Origin of the sequence: Streptomyces sp. NPDC001507 (genome assembly GCF_042894765.1) — a bacterium.
Classification (GTDB): domain Bacteria; phylum Actinomycetota; class Actinomycetes; order Streptomycetales; family Streptomycetaceae; genus Streptomyces.
In genome coordinates this window covers 127,670-140,155 of record NZ_JBIAVV010000003.1, presented here as the reverse complement: position 1 = coordinate 140,155, position 12,486 = coordinate 127,670, and the positions used below count along the sequence as shown (strand labels likewise).

Annotated in this window: 11 protein-coding genes and 1 tRNA gene; 6 read left to right on the top strand and 6 right to left on the bottom strand. The window is 72.6% G+C overall.

The genetic code is table 11. From position 1 onward, the window contains the following. Positions 1 to 85 precede the first annotated feature (85 nt). Entirely contained in the window at positions 86 to 1,579 is a 1,494-nt protein-coding gene (locus ACFY0K_RS10960) for a tetratricopeptide repeat protein (RefSeq protein ID WP_390639565.1), read from the top strand. A 9-nt stretch (positions 1,580 to 1,588) separates the two neighbouring features. Here ACFY0K_RS10960 and hppD read toward each other — a convergent pair whose 3' ends face one another. After that, a complete protein-coding gene (gene hppD / locus ACFY0K_RS10955; protein WP_352366894.1) occupies positions 1,589 to 2,737 on the bottom strand; it encodes a 4-hydroxyphenylpyruvate dioxygenase in 1,149 nt (382 codons plus the stop codon). 122 nt (positions 2,738 to 2,859) lie between these two features. Here hppD and ACFY0K_RS10950 point away from each other — a divergent pair, with 122 nt between their 5' ends. Then, entirely contained in the window at positions 2,860 to 3,336 is a 477-nt protein-coding gene (locus ACFY0K_RS10950; RefSeq protein ID WP_351958201.1) for an Lrp/AsnC family transcriptional regulator, read from the top strand. Positions 3,337 to 3,339: 3 nt separating this feature from the next. Here ACFY0K_RS10950 and ACFY0K_RS10945 read toward each other — a convergent pair whose 3' ends face one another. The 4 genes from ACFY0K_RS10945 to ACFY0K_RS10930 all read right to left on the bottom strand — a co-directional run bounded on the left by ACFY0K_RS10945 (position 3,340) and on the right by ACFY0K_RS10930 (position 8,643). Then, positions 3,340 to 4,128, bottom strand: coding sequence for a S16 family serine protease (locus ACFY0K_RS10945; protein WP_390639563.1), 789 nt, complete (start codon positions 4,126 to 4,128; stop codon positions 3,340 to 3,342). A 95-nt stretch (positions 4,129 to 4,223) separates the two neighbouring features. Then, a complete protein-coding gene (locus ACFY0K_RS10940; protein ID WP_351958203.1) occupies positions 4,224 to 4,865 on the bottom strand; it encodes a helix-turn-helix domain-containing protein in 642 nt (213 codons plus the stop codon). A 367-nt stretch (positions 4,866 to 5,232) separates the two neighbouring features. Next, the gene (locus ACFY0K_RS10935) at positions 5,233 to 7,029 is read right to left on the bottom strand and encodes a DEAD/DEAH box helicase (protein ID WP_390639989.1); all 1,797 of its coding nucleotides are present in this window, start codon (positions 7,027 to 7,029) and stop codon (positions 5,233 to 5,235) included. Positions 7,030 to 7,209: 180 nt separating this feature from the next. After that, complete coding sequence (locus ACFY0K_RS10930) at positions 7,210 to 8,643, bottom strand: MFS transporter (protein WP_390639562.1); 1,434 nt, start codon at positions 8,641 to 8,643, stop codon at positions 7,210 to 7,212. Between the two features lie 180 nt (positions 8,644 to 8,823). Between ACFY0K_RS10930 and ACFY0K_RS10925 the strand changes: the two genes are divergently transcribed. After that, positions 8,824 to 8,895, top strand: a tRNA-Cys gene (locus tag ACFY0K_RS10925). Between the two features lie 73 nt (positions 8,896 to 8,968). Here the strand turns inward: ACFY0K_RS10925 and ACFY0K_RS10920 are convergent. Then, positions 8,969 to 9,535, bottom strand: coding sequence for a DUF3566 domain-containing protein (locus ACFY0K_RS10920; protein ID WP_390639561.1), 567 nt, complete (start codon positions 9,533 to 9,535; stop codon positions 8,969 to 8,971). A gap of 240 nt (positions 9,536 to 9,775) precedes the next feature. Here ACFY0K_RS10920 and ACFY0K_RS10915 point away from each other — a divergent pair, with 240 nt between their 5' ends. From ACFY0K_RS10915 to ACFY0K_RS10905, 3 genes are read left to right on the top strand one after another with little or no spacing between them, the layout of a single operon-like run. Beyond that, positions 9,776 to 10,615 (top strand): CPBP family intramembrane glutamic endopeptidase, encoded by an 840-nt coding sequence (locus ACFY0K_RS10915; protein WP_390639560.1) that lies wholly within the window; start codon positions 9,776 to 9,778, stop codon positions 10,613 to 10,615. Further along, on the top strand, positions 10,612 to 11,778 hold the full coding sequence (locus tag ACFY0K_RS10910) for a sensor histidine kinase (protein WP_390639559.1): 1,167 nt from the start codon (positions 10,612 to 10,614) through the stop codon (positions 11,776 to 11,778). Before ACFY0K_RS10915 ends, ACFY0K_RS10910 begins: the two co-directional genes overlap by 4 nt. Beyond that, positions 11,775 to 12,479, top strand: a complete 705-nt coding sequence (locus tag ACFY0K_RS10905; protein ID WP_390639558.1) for a response regulator — start codon at positions 11,775 to 11,777, stop codon at positions 12,477 to 12,479. Before ACFY0K_RS10910 ends, ACFY0K_RS10905 begins: the two co-directional genes overlap by 4 nt. The last annotated feature ends 7 nt before the right edge of the window (positions 12,480 to 12,486 follow it).

Here is a 12,486-nt window from a genome sequence, read left to right as displayed (position 1 = left end):
CACCCGGGGCCATCGGTGTGAACCCCACAGGTGCCCTCCTTGGGCCGCCCGGATGCTTTGGTCGTATTGACGCACAGTGTCCGTCATGTGCGCGCTGGATAACCGACCGTCCCCACCGGCCACCTCACTGCTCCCGGAACCGGCTCCACCGCGCCGCCGCGGCCGGGTGCTGCGCCGGCTGCTGGTCGTCTCGCTGGTGGGCGGCGTGGCGGCCGGCGGCACCCTGATGCTGTGGCCGCGCGAGCCGCACCGCGCCGCGCCGGCCCCGGCGGCCGGGCCGCGGGCCCAGGCCGCCGCCCGGGCGGCGGCGGCCACGGCGGCGCAGACGGCCGTCCTGAACGGCCTGCCCGCCGCGCTGCCCGACCTGACCGCGCTGATCGGCGCCCGCGAGGCGCTGGTCCGGGCGCGGCCGAAGGACGGGGCGGCCTGGGCGGTGCTCGGGACCGCGTACGTCGAACGGGCGCGCAGGACCGCCGACACCGGCGACTACCCGCGGGCCGAGCGCGCGCTGCGGACCTCCCTCAAGGTGGCCGCCGAGAACAACACCGCGGCGCTGAGCGGACTGGCGGAGCTGGCCGTGGTGCGCCGGGACTTTCCCGAGGCGAGGCGGTTCGGCGAGGAGGCGCTGAAGGCGGCGCCGAAGCGGTGGTCGGCGTACCCGGTGCTGATCGACGCGTACAACGGGCTCGGCGACTACAAGGCGGCCCGGTCCGCGCTGGACAAGCTGATGGCGCTGAAGGTGGGAGCCGACGTGAAGCCGGCGGTGATGGCGCGGGCCTCCGCGGTGTACCGGGACCGGGGCTGGCGCGAGGACGCGGTGGCCCAGGTGACCGACGCGGCGGCGGCCGCCCGGACGCCGGCCGAGCAGGCCGCGTACCTGTGCCAGGCCGGGCAGCTGGCCTGGGAGCGGGGCGAGCGGGAGGACGCGCTGCGGCACTTCACGGCGGCCGTGCGCCTGGACCCCGACCAGTCGGCGGCGCGGGCCGGGCAGGGGCGGGCGCTGGCCGCGCTGGGCCGTACGCAGGAGGCGCTGACCGCCTACCAGGGGGCGCTCGCGCACCGGCCGGCTCCGCAGGTGGCCCTGGAGTTCGGCGAGTTGTACGAGTCGCTGGGGATGGGGCAGCAGGCGGAGGCGCAGTACGAGCTGATGCGGACCCAGGTACGGCGGGAGCTGGCGGCCGGGGTAGACGACGACCTGGTGATCGGGCAGTACGAGGCGGACCACGGGGACGCCCAGGAGGCGGTGGAGCGGCTGACGGCGGAGTGGGAGCGCCAGCCCGGCATCGAGGTCGCGGACGCCCTGGGCTGGGCCCTGCACCGGGCCGGCGACGACAAGGAGGCGCTGCGCTACGCCTCGATCGCGACCGACTCGACGAAGGGCGGCGGGGTGCGCAGCGCGCCGTACGCCTTCCACCGGGGCATGATCGAACGCGACCTGGACCTGGAGGCCCCGGCCCGCCGCCACCTCCAGGACGCCCTCCGCATCAACCCCTACTTCTCCCCCCTCCAGACCCCGGCGGCCCACACCACCCTCACGGCCCTCGGCAACCAGCCCCCGAACGAGGAACTGCCGCAGTAGGCCGGCGGATCACAGGTTGCCGCGGCGGTCCTGTTCGCGTTCGATCGCTTCGAAGAGGGCCTTGAAGTTGCCCTTGCCGAAGCCCATGGAGCCGTGGCGTTCGATGATCTCGAAGAAGACGGTCGGGCGGTCCTGGACCGGCTTGGTGAAGATCTGCAGGAGGTAGCCGTCCTCGTCGCGGTCGGCGAGGATCTTCAGTTCGCGCAGGGTGTCGATCGGGACGCGGGTGTCGCCGACCCACTCGCCGAGGGTGTCGTAGTACGAGCCGGGGGTGTCCAGGAACTCGACGCCGGCCGCACGCATGGTCCGTACCGTCTCGACGATGTCGTTGGTGTTGAGCGCGATGTGCTGGACGCCCGCCCCGCCGTAGAACTCCAGGTACTCGTCGATCTGCGACTTCTTCTTCGCGATCGCCGGTTCGTTGATCGGGAACTTGACCTTGAGGGTGCCGTCGGCGACCACCTTCGACATCAGCGCGCTGTACTCGGTGGCGATGTCGTCGCCCACGAACTCCTTCATGTTCGTGAAGCCCATGACCTTGTTGTAGAAGCCGACCCATTCGTTCATGCGGCCGAGTTCGACGTTGCCGACGCAGTGGTCGACGGCCTGGAAGGTGCGGCGGGCGGGGGGTTCGACGATCGGGGACGCGGCGGTGAAGCCCGGCAGGTACGGGCCGTCGTACCCGGTCCGCTCGACGAGGGTGTGGCGGGTCTCGCCGTACGTGGCGATCGCGGCGAGGACGACGGTGCCGTGCTCGTCCTTGAGTTCGTACGGCTCGGCCACCGACCGCGCGCCGTGCTCCACCGCGTAGGCGTACGCGGCACGGGCGTCCGGGACCTCGATGGCGAGGTCGACGACCCCGTCGCCGTGCTCGGCCACGTGGCGGGAGAGGAAGTGGCCCCACTCGGTGTCCGGCCTGATGACGGAGGTGAGGACGAACCGGGCCGAGCCGTTCTCCAGGACGTAGCTCGCGGTCTCGCGGCTGCCGGTCTCCGGGCCGGAGTACGCGACCAGCCGCATGCCGAAGGCGGTGGAGTAGTAGTGGGCGGCCTGCTTGGCGTTGCCCACGGCGAAGACGACGGCGTCCATTCCCTTGACCGGGAAGGGGTCATTCTGCCGGGCGGCCGCGGCGGGAGTGTGCTGTGTGGTCTGCGTCATGTGCGAAGCGTGAACCCGCCTCGCAAGGTGCGCAATAGATGGCGTTTCTCCTGGGCAATATGCTCAGCAGTACGGCCGTACTGGCGGACTTTCTGTGCAGGGTGACCATCCGGAGGCGGGCCATGGCGATCGATCAGCTGGACGGGCGGATCCTGGTGCTGCTGGCCCGGGAGCCGCGCATCGGGGTGCTGGAGATGTCCCGGAGGCTGGGCGTGGCCCGCGGGACCGTGCAGGCGCGCCTGGACCGGCTCCAGTCGAACGGCGTGATCCAGGGGTTCGGCCCCCAGGTGGACCCCGCGGCCCTCGGTTACCCGGTCACCGCGTTCGCCACCCTTCAGATCCGGCAGGGTCAGGGCCCGGACGTGCGGGCGCACCTGGCGACCGTGCCCGAGGTGCTGGAACTCCACACCACCACCGGCACCGGCGACATGCAGTGCCGGCTGGTGGCGCGCTCCAACGCCGACCTCCAGCGGGTGATCGACCGGGTCGTCGGTTTCGAGGGCATCGTCCGTGCCTCCACGGCGATCGTCATGGAGAACCCCGTACCGCTGCGGATCATCCCCCTGGTGGAACAGGCCGCCGCGGACAGCGAAGGGTGAGGCTCAACAGGCGGGGACCTTCTCCCCCTTCTGCAACGCCACCAGATCGGACACGGCCCCCTTCAGGGTCGTCACCGGCACCAGCCGCAACCCCTTCGGCAACTCCGCCTTCGCATCGGCACACTCGTCCTTGGGCACGAGAAACACCGTCGCCCCGTCCCGCCGCGCGGCCTGCGTCTTCAGCGCGACCCCGCCCACGGCACCGACCGCGCCGTCCGCACCGATGGTCCCGGTGCCGGCGATGTTCTTCCCCCCCGTGAGGTCGCCCCCACTGCCGTTGCCGTCCAGCTTGTCGATGATCCCGAGTGAGAACAGCAACCCCGCGCTCGGCCCGCCCACATCGGCCAGCTTCAGGGTCACCTTGACCTTGCTCGCGCTCAGGTCGAGGTACTTCAGCGCGGCCTGGGTCGCCGCGTCCTGCGACTGCTTCATCTGCTCGGTGTTGTGCTGCTCGATCTCCTGGACGTTGTTCCCGCTCGGGTAGACCGAGTCGCGCGGCATCACGGCGCGGTCCGTCCGGAACCAGTTGCCGAGCACGTCGCCGAGCGAGACCCGCGCGTCCGGCCCGGTCGCCTCGATCGTCGTCATCCGCAGCTGCCCGCTGGTGGTGCGGGTGGGCGCCCCGGAGACGGTGATCACCGGGGTGCCCTTGTTGGCGCCGAGCACGTTCGCCGTCATCCCTGGCTGGGCCACCGAGAACGGCAACGGCGCGAAGACGGCCGTACCGATCAGAGCCACGACGGGAACCGCACAGACGGCGACGGCCTGGAGACGCGTGAGACGTGAGAGCACGGAGTCAATCTAACGTGGCGACCTGTTCAGGCCATCGCCCCGACCCCCCGCACACACCGCACCGCCTCCGCCGCCGTCCGCGCGGCCGCCGTCTCTCAGCGCAAGGCCTCCGCGACCTCCCGGGCCGCGTCCATGACCCGTGCGCCGACCCGTTCCGGCACGGCGTCGGCCAGCATCACGACCCCCACGCTGCCCTCGACGCCGGTGACCCCGATCAGCGGCGCCGCGGCCCCGCTCGCCCCGGCCTCCAGTTCGCCGTGGGTCAGCGTGTATCCGGGGTCGTCCCGCGCCGAGTGCCGGGCGGCCAGGATCGCCTTGCCGGCGGCGCCGCGGTCCAGCGGGTGCCGGAACCCGGCCCGGTAGGCCACGTGGTAGTCGGTCCAGGTCGGCTCGACGACCGCGACGGCGAGCGCCTCGGTCCCGTCGACCAGGGTCAGGTGCGCCGTCGCCCCGATGTCCTCGGCGAGCGACCGCAGCGCCGGCAGGGCTGCTTCCCGCACCAGCGGATGCACCTGCCGGCCAAGACGCAGCACCCCCAGCCCGACCCGGGCTCGCCCGCCCAGGTCGCGCCGTACCAGCGCATGCTGCTCAAGCGTGGCGAGCAACCGGTACACCACGGTCCGGTTCACGCCCAGTTTGTTGGAAAGCTCGGTGACGGTCAGCCCGTGGTCCGTGTCGGCCAGCAGTTTGAGGACCCTGAGGCCCCGGTCGAGCGTCTGAGAGGTCTCCGCGGTCACGACGCCCACTCCTTAAGTGGTGAGGTCGGCAACCTCCGACGCGGCGGATGCGTCGCCGAGTCCCGTCAGCGACGCGCTTCAGAGGCCGCCGATCGGCATGGCGGCCCGGCGGCTCCGGGCCCAGTCGCTTCACGGCTGCGCTCCGCGGCGGCGCTGCCACGGGGCGTGTGCGTAGCGGGACAGTAGCGGTGCGGGTTCGCTGAGCGGAAGCCTCCGTCCAGAATCCGGTCACGCAGCGGTACGGACTACTGCGCTTTGTGTCGGTATGCGTCCGCCCGCCGCGCACCACAGCGGTGCTGGGGTACCCCCGGCCGAAGGGTGGGGGAGGAACTGCGCGACCAGCCACCACTCACCCGCGGCCGGCCGACTACCGCATCCGTGTGGCCCACTCCTGCACCTTGGCGATCCGCTGCCGCAGCTGCCCCGCCGTCGCCTCCGCACTCGGCGGCCCCCCGCAGACACGCCGCAGCTCCGTATGGATCACCCCGTGCGGCTTGCCGCTCTGGTGGACATACGCGCTGACCATCGTGTTCAGCTGCTTGCGCAGCTCCATCATCTCCTTGTGGGAGACCACGGGCCGCCGTTCCGCGGGCAGTTCCAGCAGGTCGGCCTCGGTGTCCGGCTTCTTGCGGCTGTGCGCGATCTGCCGGGCCTGCCGCTTCTGCAACAGCAGCTGCACCTGGTCGGGTTCGAGGAGCCCGGGAATGCCGAGGTAGTCCTGCTCCTCCTCGCTGCCCGGGTGGGCCTGCATGCCGAACTCGGCCCCGTCGTACAGCACCCGGTCGAAGACGGCCTCGGACTCCAGCGCCTCGAAGGCGAACTGCTCCTGTTCGCCGGTGTCCTCGTCCTGCTCCTTGTTCGCCTCCTCCATCTCCTTCTCGGACTCGGCGTACGGGTCCTCCTCGCCGTCCTTCTTCGGCTTGTCGAGGGCGTGGTCGCGCTCGACCTCCATCTCGTTGGCGAAGGTGAGGAGGTCGGGGACGGTCGGCAGGAACACGGACGCGGTCTCGCCGCGCCGCCGGGACCGCACGAAACGGCCGACGGCCTGGGCGAAGAAGAGCGGAGTGGAGATGGTCGTCGCGTAGACGCCCACCGCCAGCCGGGGCACGTCGACGCCCTCGGACACCATCCGCACCGCGACCATCCACCGGTCGTCACTCGCGCTGAAGTCGTCGATCCGCTTGGACGCGCCGGTGTCGTCGGAGAGGACCACGGTCGCCTTCGTCCCCGTGATCTCACGGATCAGCTTCGCGTAGGCGCGGGCCGACTCCTGGTCGGAGGCGATCACGAGGGCCCCGGCGTCCGGGATCCCCTTGCGCACCTCCGTCAGCCGCTGGTCGGCGGCGCGCAGCACGGCCGGCATCCACTCGCCGCGCGGATCGAGCGCCGTACGCCAGGCCTGACTGACCGCGTCCTTGGTCATCGGCTCGCCGAGCCGGGCGGCGATCTCGTCACCGGCCTTCGTCCGCCAGCGCATGTTGCCGCTGTAGGAGAGGAAGATGACGGGCCGCACGACGTGGTCGGCGAGCGCGTTGCCGTACCCGTAGGTGTAGTCGGCGGCGGACCGCCGGATCCCGTCCTGCCCCTCCTCGTACGTCACGAACGGGATGGGGTTGGTGTCCGACCGGAACGGCGTACCCGTCAGGGCCAGTCGCCGGGTGGCCGGCTCGAACGCCTCCAGGCAGGCCTCGCCCCAGGACTTGGAGTCACCGGCGTGGTGGATCTCGTCGAGGATGACGAGCGTCTTGCGCTGCTCGGACCGGTTGCGGTGCAGCATCGGCCGCACGCCGACACCGGCGTACGTCACCGCGACCCCGTCGTACTCACGGCTGAGCGGTCCGGCGCTGTACTCGGGGTCGAGCTTGATCCCTATCCGCGCCGCGGCCTCCGCCCACTGTTTCTTCAGGTGCTCGGTGGGGGCGACGACGGTGACCTGCTGCACGACGTGGTGGTGCAGCAGCCACGAGGCGAGCGTCAGCGCGAACGTCGTCTTCCCGGCGCCGGGCGTGGCCACGGCCAGGAAGTCGCGCGGCTGCTCCTGGACGTACTTCTCCATGGCCGCCTGCTGCCAGGCACGCAGCTTGCTGGCGGTACCCCAGGGCGCCCGGCCCGGGAAGGCCGGCGAAAGGTGATGGGAGTTGGAGGAGGACGGGGAAGCAGACATAGGTGTGGGCCCGGAGGGCCCTCCGTTGAGGGTGGTGGCGGGCGACGGGCGGGCGGTAGTCACGGTCTCCGTAGTAAGGGGGTCGGGCGGCTGCTACGTATGACAACCGGGCCACCCTACCGGCGCCCCGCGGCTGTCAACGCGCGGACAAGGCCGCCTCCCCCTCGGGTGGGACTCACGTCACAGATCACGAAGCCGGGTCGTCACCCAGGCCCCGGCGAGGGCCACCGCCGCCATCGGCAGGAACACCGCGGCGAAGGCCGCCGGGTGGGAACCGGAGCCCGCCGCCCCCGTCATGCTGCCGCCGCCGAGGGCGGCGAAGGCCGCACCGGCCACGGCGAGCAGGACGACATTGGAGAGCGCGTCGGAGATCTGCAGGGCCGCGGAGTTGGCGCCGGCCTCGGCCGGGGCGGACAGCCGGAGCATCAGCACGCTGGCCGAGGCGATCACCAGGCCCATCCCGAAGCAGCCGAAGGCCCAGGCGACGGCCACGGTCCACACCGGCACGCCGGACACGAGCACCGCCGGCGCCGCGGCGACCGCCGCCGCCACCAGCACCATCCCGAGCGTCATCAGCCGCTCCCGGTACGGCTCCATCCGCGGCCGCGCCTGCACCCACGAGCCCGCCGCCCAGGTCACCCCGCCGGCCGCCAGCGAGAACCCGGCGAGGGTGGGCGACAGGCCCCGCTGGGTGACGAGCATCAACGGCACGAAGGACTCGGCGGAGACGAACGCGCCGGCCGCGACCCCGCGCAGCAGGACGACGGAGGGCAGGCCCCGCACCGCGCGGTACGTGCCGCGGGGCAGCAGCGCGAGCACGGCGGGCACCAGCAGCGCACCACCGAGCAGCCCCGGTACCACCGACACCCACCGCAGATCCTGCGCCGCGTACTGCAGCAGCCCCGCACCCAGCGAGATACCGAAGGCGAGCAGGATCCGCCGCCGGTCGAACGCCCCCCGCGCCCCTTCCTCCGCCACCGGCCCACCCGCCCGGCGCCGTATCTGGGGAAGTGCCAGCGCCGCCGGGAAGACCACGAGCACCGGGATCCCGAGGAACACCCACCGCCACCCGAGCCGCTCGGTCACCGCACCCGCGGCCAGCGGCCCGACGATGGACGGCACCACCCAGCCCGCGGCGAACGCGGCCATGATCGCGGGCCGCAACCGCTCCGGGTAGGCCCGCCCCACCACGACGTACAGCGCGACGATGACCAGCCCGCCGCCGAACCCCTGCACGGCCCGCCCGGTGATGAACACCCACATGCTCTGCGCGGTCCCGGCCACCACCAGCCCGGCGGCGAAGCCCCCGATCCCCGCCGTCAGCGCCCCGAGCGGCCCCTTCCGGTCCGACCACTGCCCGGCCAGCACCATCCCGAACAGGCTGGTCGTGAAGTACCCCGAGAAGGCGAACGCGTACAGCGAGACCCCGTCCAGCTCCCGGGCCGCGACCGGCATCGCCGTACCCACCGCGGTCGCCTCGAAGGCGATGAGCAGAACGACGGAGACGATCCCGACGCTCAACGCCCGGTAGGACCGCCCCAGCACTCCCTGCGCGTCGGCTCTGTCGGGGGTCTCGTCCGCGACAACGGCGTCGCTCGGCTCAAGGGCGGTCATGCTCACCACGGTAAGGCCCAATCCCCACTCTGACCCCTGTCGCAAGCCCCACCCCGCCTCCGACCTTGGTCGTACACCCCGGGCCCCCCGTTCATGAACGCCGTATGGCAGTCCCGTTGCAGCCCCACCGATCCCCTTGAGCCCGTCCCTCACACCCTCGTACCTTCGACTCACACACACGGCCGTGTGCCCGAGTGGCTTAGGGACTCGCCTGCAAAGCGGGTTACGCTGGTTCGATTCCAGTCACGGCCTCTTACTGCCTGACCTGGCAGAACGACAGGGCGGCACCTCAGCAGAGGTGCCGCCCTTGCGGTTGTGCGGGTGGCTACGGCCGGCGGGGGCCGGGGGCGGCTTCGGTCCGGCGGGTGCGTGGGTGCAGCCGTGTCAGGAGGCGGAGGGCCTGGGCGGCGGGGGGCGGGTCGGTGAGGTCGCCGGACAGGGCCACTTCGACGCCGCCGCTGAAGCGGGCGGTGTAGTTGTACATGAAGCCGCACAGGCAGGCCAGAACGGTGCCGAGGAGGATCTCCAGCGCGACGACCCCGGTCGCGATGATCAGCGTCTCCCACGGCGTGGGCCACTCGCCGGGGGCCACGAGGTCGAGCAGCACCGACGTGGCGAGGGCGACGCCGAGGACGCACACCCCCAGGCCGGTCAGGAAGAAGAAGCTCATCACCGTGACCGACCACGGGTTGGTCCCGGCTATTCGCATGCGGGTGGGCCGGCGCGGTGGGCCGTGCGGGAAGGCGTGGTCACGGGGTGGCGCGGGCTGCGGCGAACCGCGTTCGGGGGCTGTCGGAGTGGGCGCCGTCGTTGACGTCACCATGCGGGACGAGATCCTCGGCCCCGGCTTGCGGGCCGTGCTGCGGGTCCTGCTGCGCTTGGTTCGGCTCATGTCCGCTCCCTCGCTGGTCCTCACCTGCGACGTTAGGCGGAGGCGTGCGGCCGCGCATGTCCGGCGACGACGGTGAGTGAGCAGGAGCCCGCCGGCCCGGGCGGTGGCGGGCGTTCGGGTTGTCCCCCGTGCGAGCTACCGGCAGGTGTCCACTCAGCGGTGACGATCGCGGGGCGGCCGGTCCGTAGCGTTCGGGCCAGTCGCGGCGCCCGGCCGCGGATCCTGTGAGGGAGAGTCATCATGAGGCTGGTCTGGCAGCTCCTGGCGGTCGCGGTGGTCGCCTTCGCCGGGGGCCAGGGCGTCGCCGCGGTGCAGGGGAACTGGTTCCTCACCCTGGTCCTCGGCCTGCTCACCGCCGTGGTCGCGGTGCTCGTCTACGGGTGGGTGGTACGGCGGACCGAGCACCGGCCGAGTGTCGAGGTGGGGCGGGAGGGGGCCCGGGCGGCGTTCGGGCGGGGGGCGGCCGTAGGTGTCGTGACGTTCGCGTGTGTCATCGGGAACATCGCCTTCCTCGGGGACTACACGGTGCACGGCGTGGGCTCGGTGACGGGTGCGGTGGGGGTGGTCGGGTACATGGCCGCGGCCGCGGTGACAGAGGAACTGCTGTTCCGGGGCGTGCTGTTCAGGATCGTCGAGGAGCGCACCGGGACCTGGATCGCGCTGGTGTCGACGGGGGCGCTGTTCGGGATGATGCATCTGCTCAACAAGGACGCGACGGTGTGGGGTGCCGTGGCCATCGCGATCGAGGCCGGCGGCATGCTCGGCGCCGCGTACGTCGCCACCCGTACCCTCTGGCTGCCGATCGGCCTGCACTTCGGCTGGAACTTCGCCGAGTCCGGCATCTTCGGTACCGAGGTCTCCGGCAGCGGCGGAGCGCAGAAGGGGCTGCTGGACGCGGCCACCTCGGGCTCGGAGCTGGTCACCGGCGGGCGGTTCGGGCCGGAGGCGAGTCTGTACTCGGTGCTGCTCGGGGTGCTGGTGACGGTCGCGTTCCTGTGGTCGGCCGCGCGGCGGGGGCGTGTGGTGCCGCGTCGGCGCCGGGACGTCCCGGCCGGCGCCGTCGCTACACTGCCCCGGTGATCGGTCCTCGGCGGGCGCCCGGGTGGTGGCACCAACTCGACGTCACGGTACGGGATCTGCCGCTCGGGCTGCTGCTCCTGGCCGGGTCGTTCCTGCCGGCGCTGCACGGCAAGGGGACCCAGGTCGGAGACCTGCCGACCCGCCCCTTCGACGCGCTGACGATCGCGGTGCTCGGCCTGGAGTGCCTGCCGCTCGCCGGGCGCCGCCGGTGGCCGGCCCTCTCGCTGGCGCTGGTGTCCGCCGGATTCGCCGTCGACCAGCTGCGCGGCTACCACTCGGTCGCGGGCACCGCGCTGCCGCTCGCCCTGATCAGCGCCGGCGCCCACCTGGAACGGCACCGGCGGGCGGGCGCGCTGGTGGTCTCCGCGGCCTACGTGCCGTTGGCGGTCGCGCTGTACCGGCTGGGGTCGGGTGGCGAGACGGTGAGCGGGTTCGTGACGTTCTACCTGGCGCTGGTCCTCGCCTGGGGCGTCGGGGCGTGGCTGCGCTCCACCCGGGCCGCGGAGGCCGGGCGGCGGCGGCGCGTCGCCGAGGACACCCGAACCGCCGAACGCACCCGGATCGCCCGGGAGTTGCACGACGTGGTGACCCACCATGTGACGGCGATGGTGGTGCAGGCGGAGGCGGCCCGGTACCTGACCGGCGCGCCGGACCGGCTGGACCGGACGCTGACCGCCGTCACCGACACCGGGCGGCTGGCCATCTCCGACCTGCGTCATCTGCTCGACCTGCTCGATCCCGGCCACGGCACGGACACCGGTGGCGGCAGGACACCGCCCGCCGGCCGGCTGCTCACGCTCGTGGAGCAGACGCGCGGGGCCGGGCAGCCGGTGGAGTTCACCGAGGAGGGCACGCCGTCCCCGTCGGCGGGCAGCGCCGACCTGGTGGCCTACCGGGTGGTGCAGGAGGCCCTGACGAACGCCCTCAAGTACGCCCACGGCAGCCGCACTTCGGTGCGGGTGCGGCACGGCCGGAAGGAGATCACCGTGGAGGTCGGGACGGACGGGCCAGGCTCGGCCACTGCGTCCCCCGGCGGGAGCGGGCGGGGCCTGGCCGGTCTGCGGGAACGCGTTGCCGTGCTGGGCGGCGAGTTCAGCGCCGGACCCGCGGACGACGGCCGTTTCGTCGTCCGGGCCCGGATACCCGCGGGGAGCCCGGCATGACGGGCGGGACCGGCGGGACCGGTGTGACCGCCGCCGTCGGCGAGGCGCCGATCCGGGTCCTGGTCTGCGACGACCAGGTGCTGATCCGCACCGGGCTTGCGACGATCATCAACGCCCAGCCCGACCTGGAGGTGGCGGGCGAGTGCGGGGACGGACAGGCCGCGGTCGGCCTCGCCGCCCGGCTGCGCCCGGACGTCGTGGTGATGGACGTCCGGATGCCGGTCCTCGACGGCATCGAGGCCACCCGGCTGCTCGCCGGTGCCGGGGTGCCGCATCCGGTGAAGGTGCTCGTGGTGACGACGTTCAACCTGGACGAGTACGTGTACGAGGCCCTGCGCGCCGGAGCCAGCGGCTTCCTGCTCAAGGACGCGCCGCCGGACCGGCTGCTGCACGGCATCCGGACCGTGGCCACGGGCGCGGCCCTGCTGGACCCCGAGGTGACCCGGCAGCTCGTGGGCCGCTACGCCGCCCGGATCCGCCCGGCCGACGGCGGCACCCCGCACGGCGTCCCGCTGACCCCCCGCGAGCTGGAGGTGCTGCGGCTGATCGCGGACGGCCTCTCCAACAGCGAGATCGCCGCGGCGCTGGTGATCAGCCCGGAGACCGTCAAGACCTTCGTGTCCCGCATCCTGACCAAGCTGGATCTGCGCGACCGCGTCCAGGCCGTCGTCTACGCCTACCGGCAGGGCCTGGTGACCTGACCCCGTG

What these genes read in the sequence shown, in the direction of transcription:
- ACFY0K_RS10960 (WP_390639565.1), top strand. Translation starts at nt 86, where the DNA reads ATGTGCGCGCTGGATAACCGACCGTCCCCACCGGCCACCTCACTGCTC.
- hppD (WP_352366894.1), bottom strand. Translation starts at nt 2,737, where the DNA reads ATGACGCAGACCACACAGCACACTCCCGCCGCGGCCGCCCGGCAGAAT.
- ACFY0K_RS10950 (WP_351958201.1), top strand. Translation starts at nt 2,860, where the DNA reads ATGGCGATCGATCAGCTGGACGGGCGGATCCTGGTGCTGCTGGCCCGG.
- ACFY0K_RS10935 (WP_390639989.1), bottom strand. Translation starts at nt 7,029, where the DNA reads ATGTCTGCTTCCCCGTCCTCCTCCAACTCCCATCACCTTTCGCCGGCC.
- ACFY0K_RS10930 (WP_390639562.1), bottom strand. Translation starts at nt 8,643, where the DNA reads ATGACCGCCCTTGAGCCGAGCGACGCCGTTGTCGCGGACGAGACCCCC.
- ACFY0K_RS10920 (WP_390639561.1), bottom strand. Translation starts at nt 9,535, where the DNA reads ATGAGCCGAACCAAGCGCAGCAGGACCCGCAGCACGGCCCGCAAGCCG.
- ACFY0K_RS10915 (WP_390639560.1), top strand. Translation starts at nt 9,776, where the DNA reads ATGAGGCTGGTCTGGCAGCTCCTGGCGGTCGCGGTGGTCGCCTTCGCC.
- ACFY0K_RS10905 (WP_390639558.1), top strand. Translation starts at nt 11,775, where the DNA reads ATGACGGGCGGGACCGGCGGGACCGGTGTGACCGCCGCCGTCGGCGAG.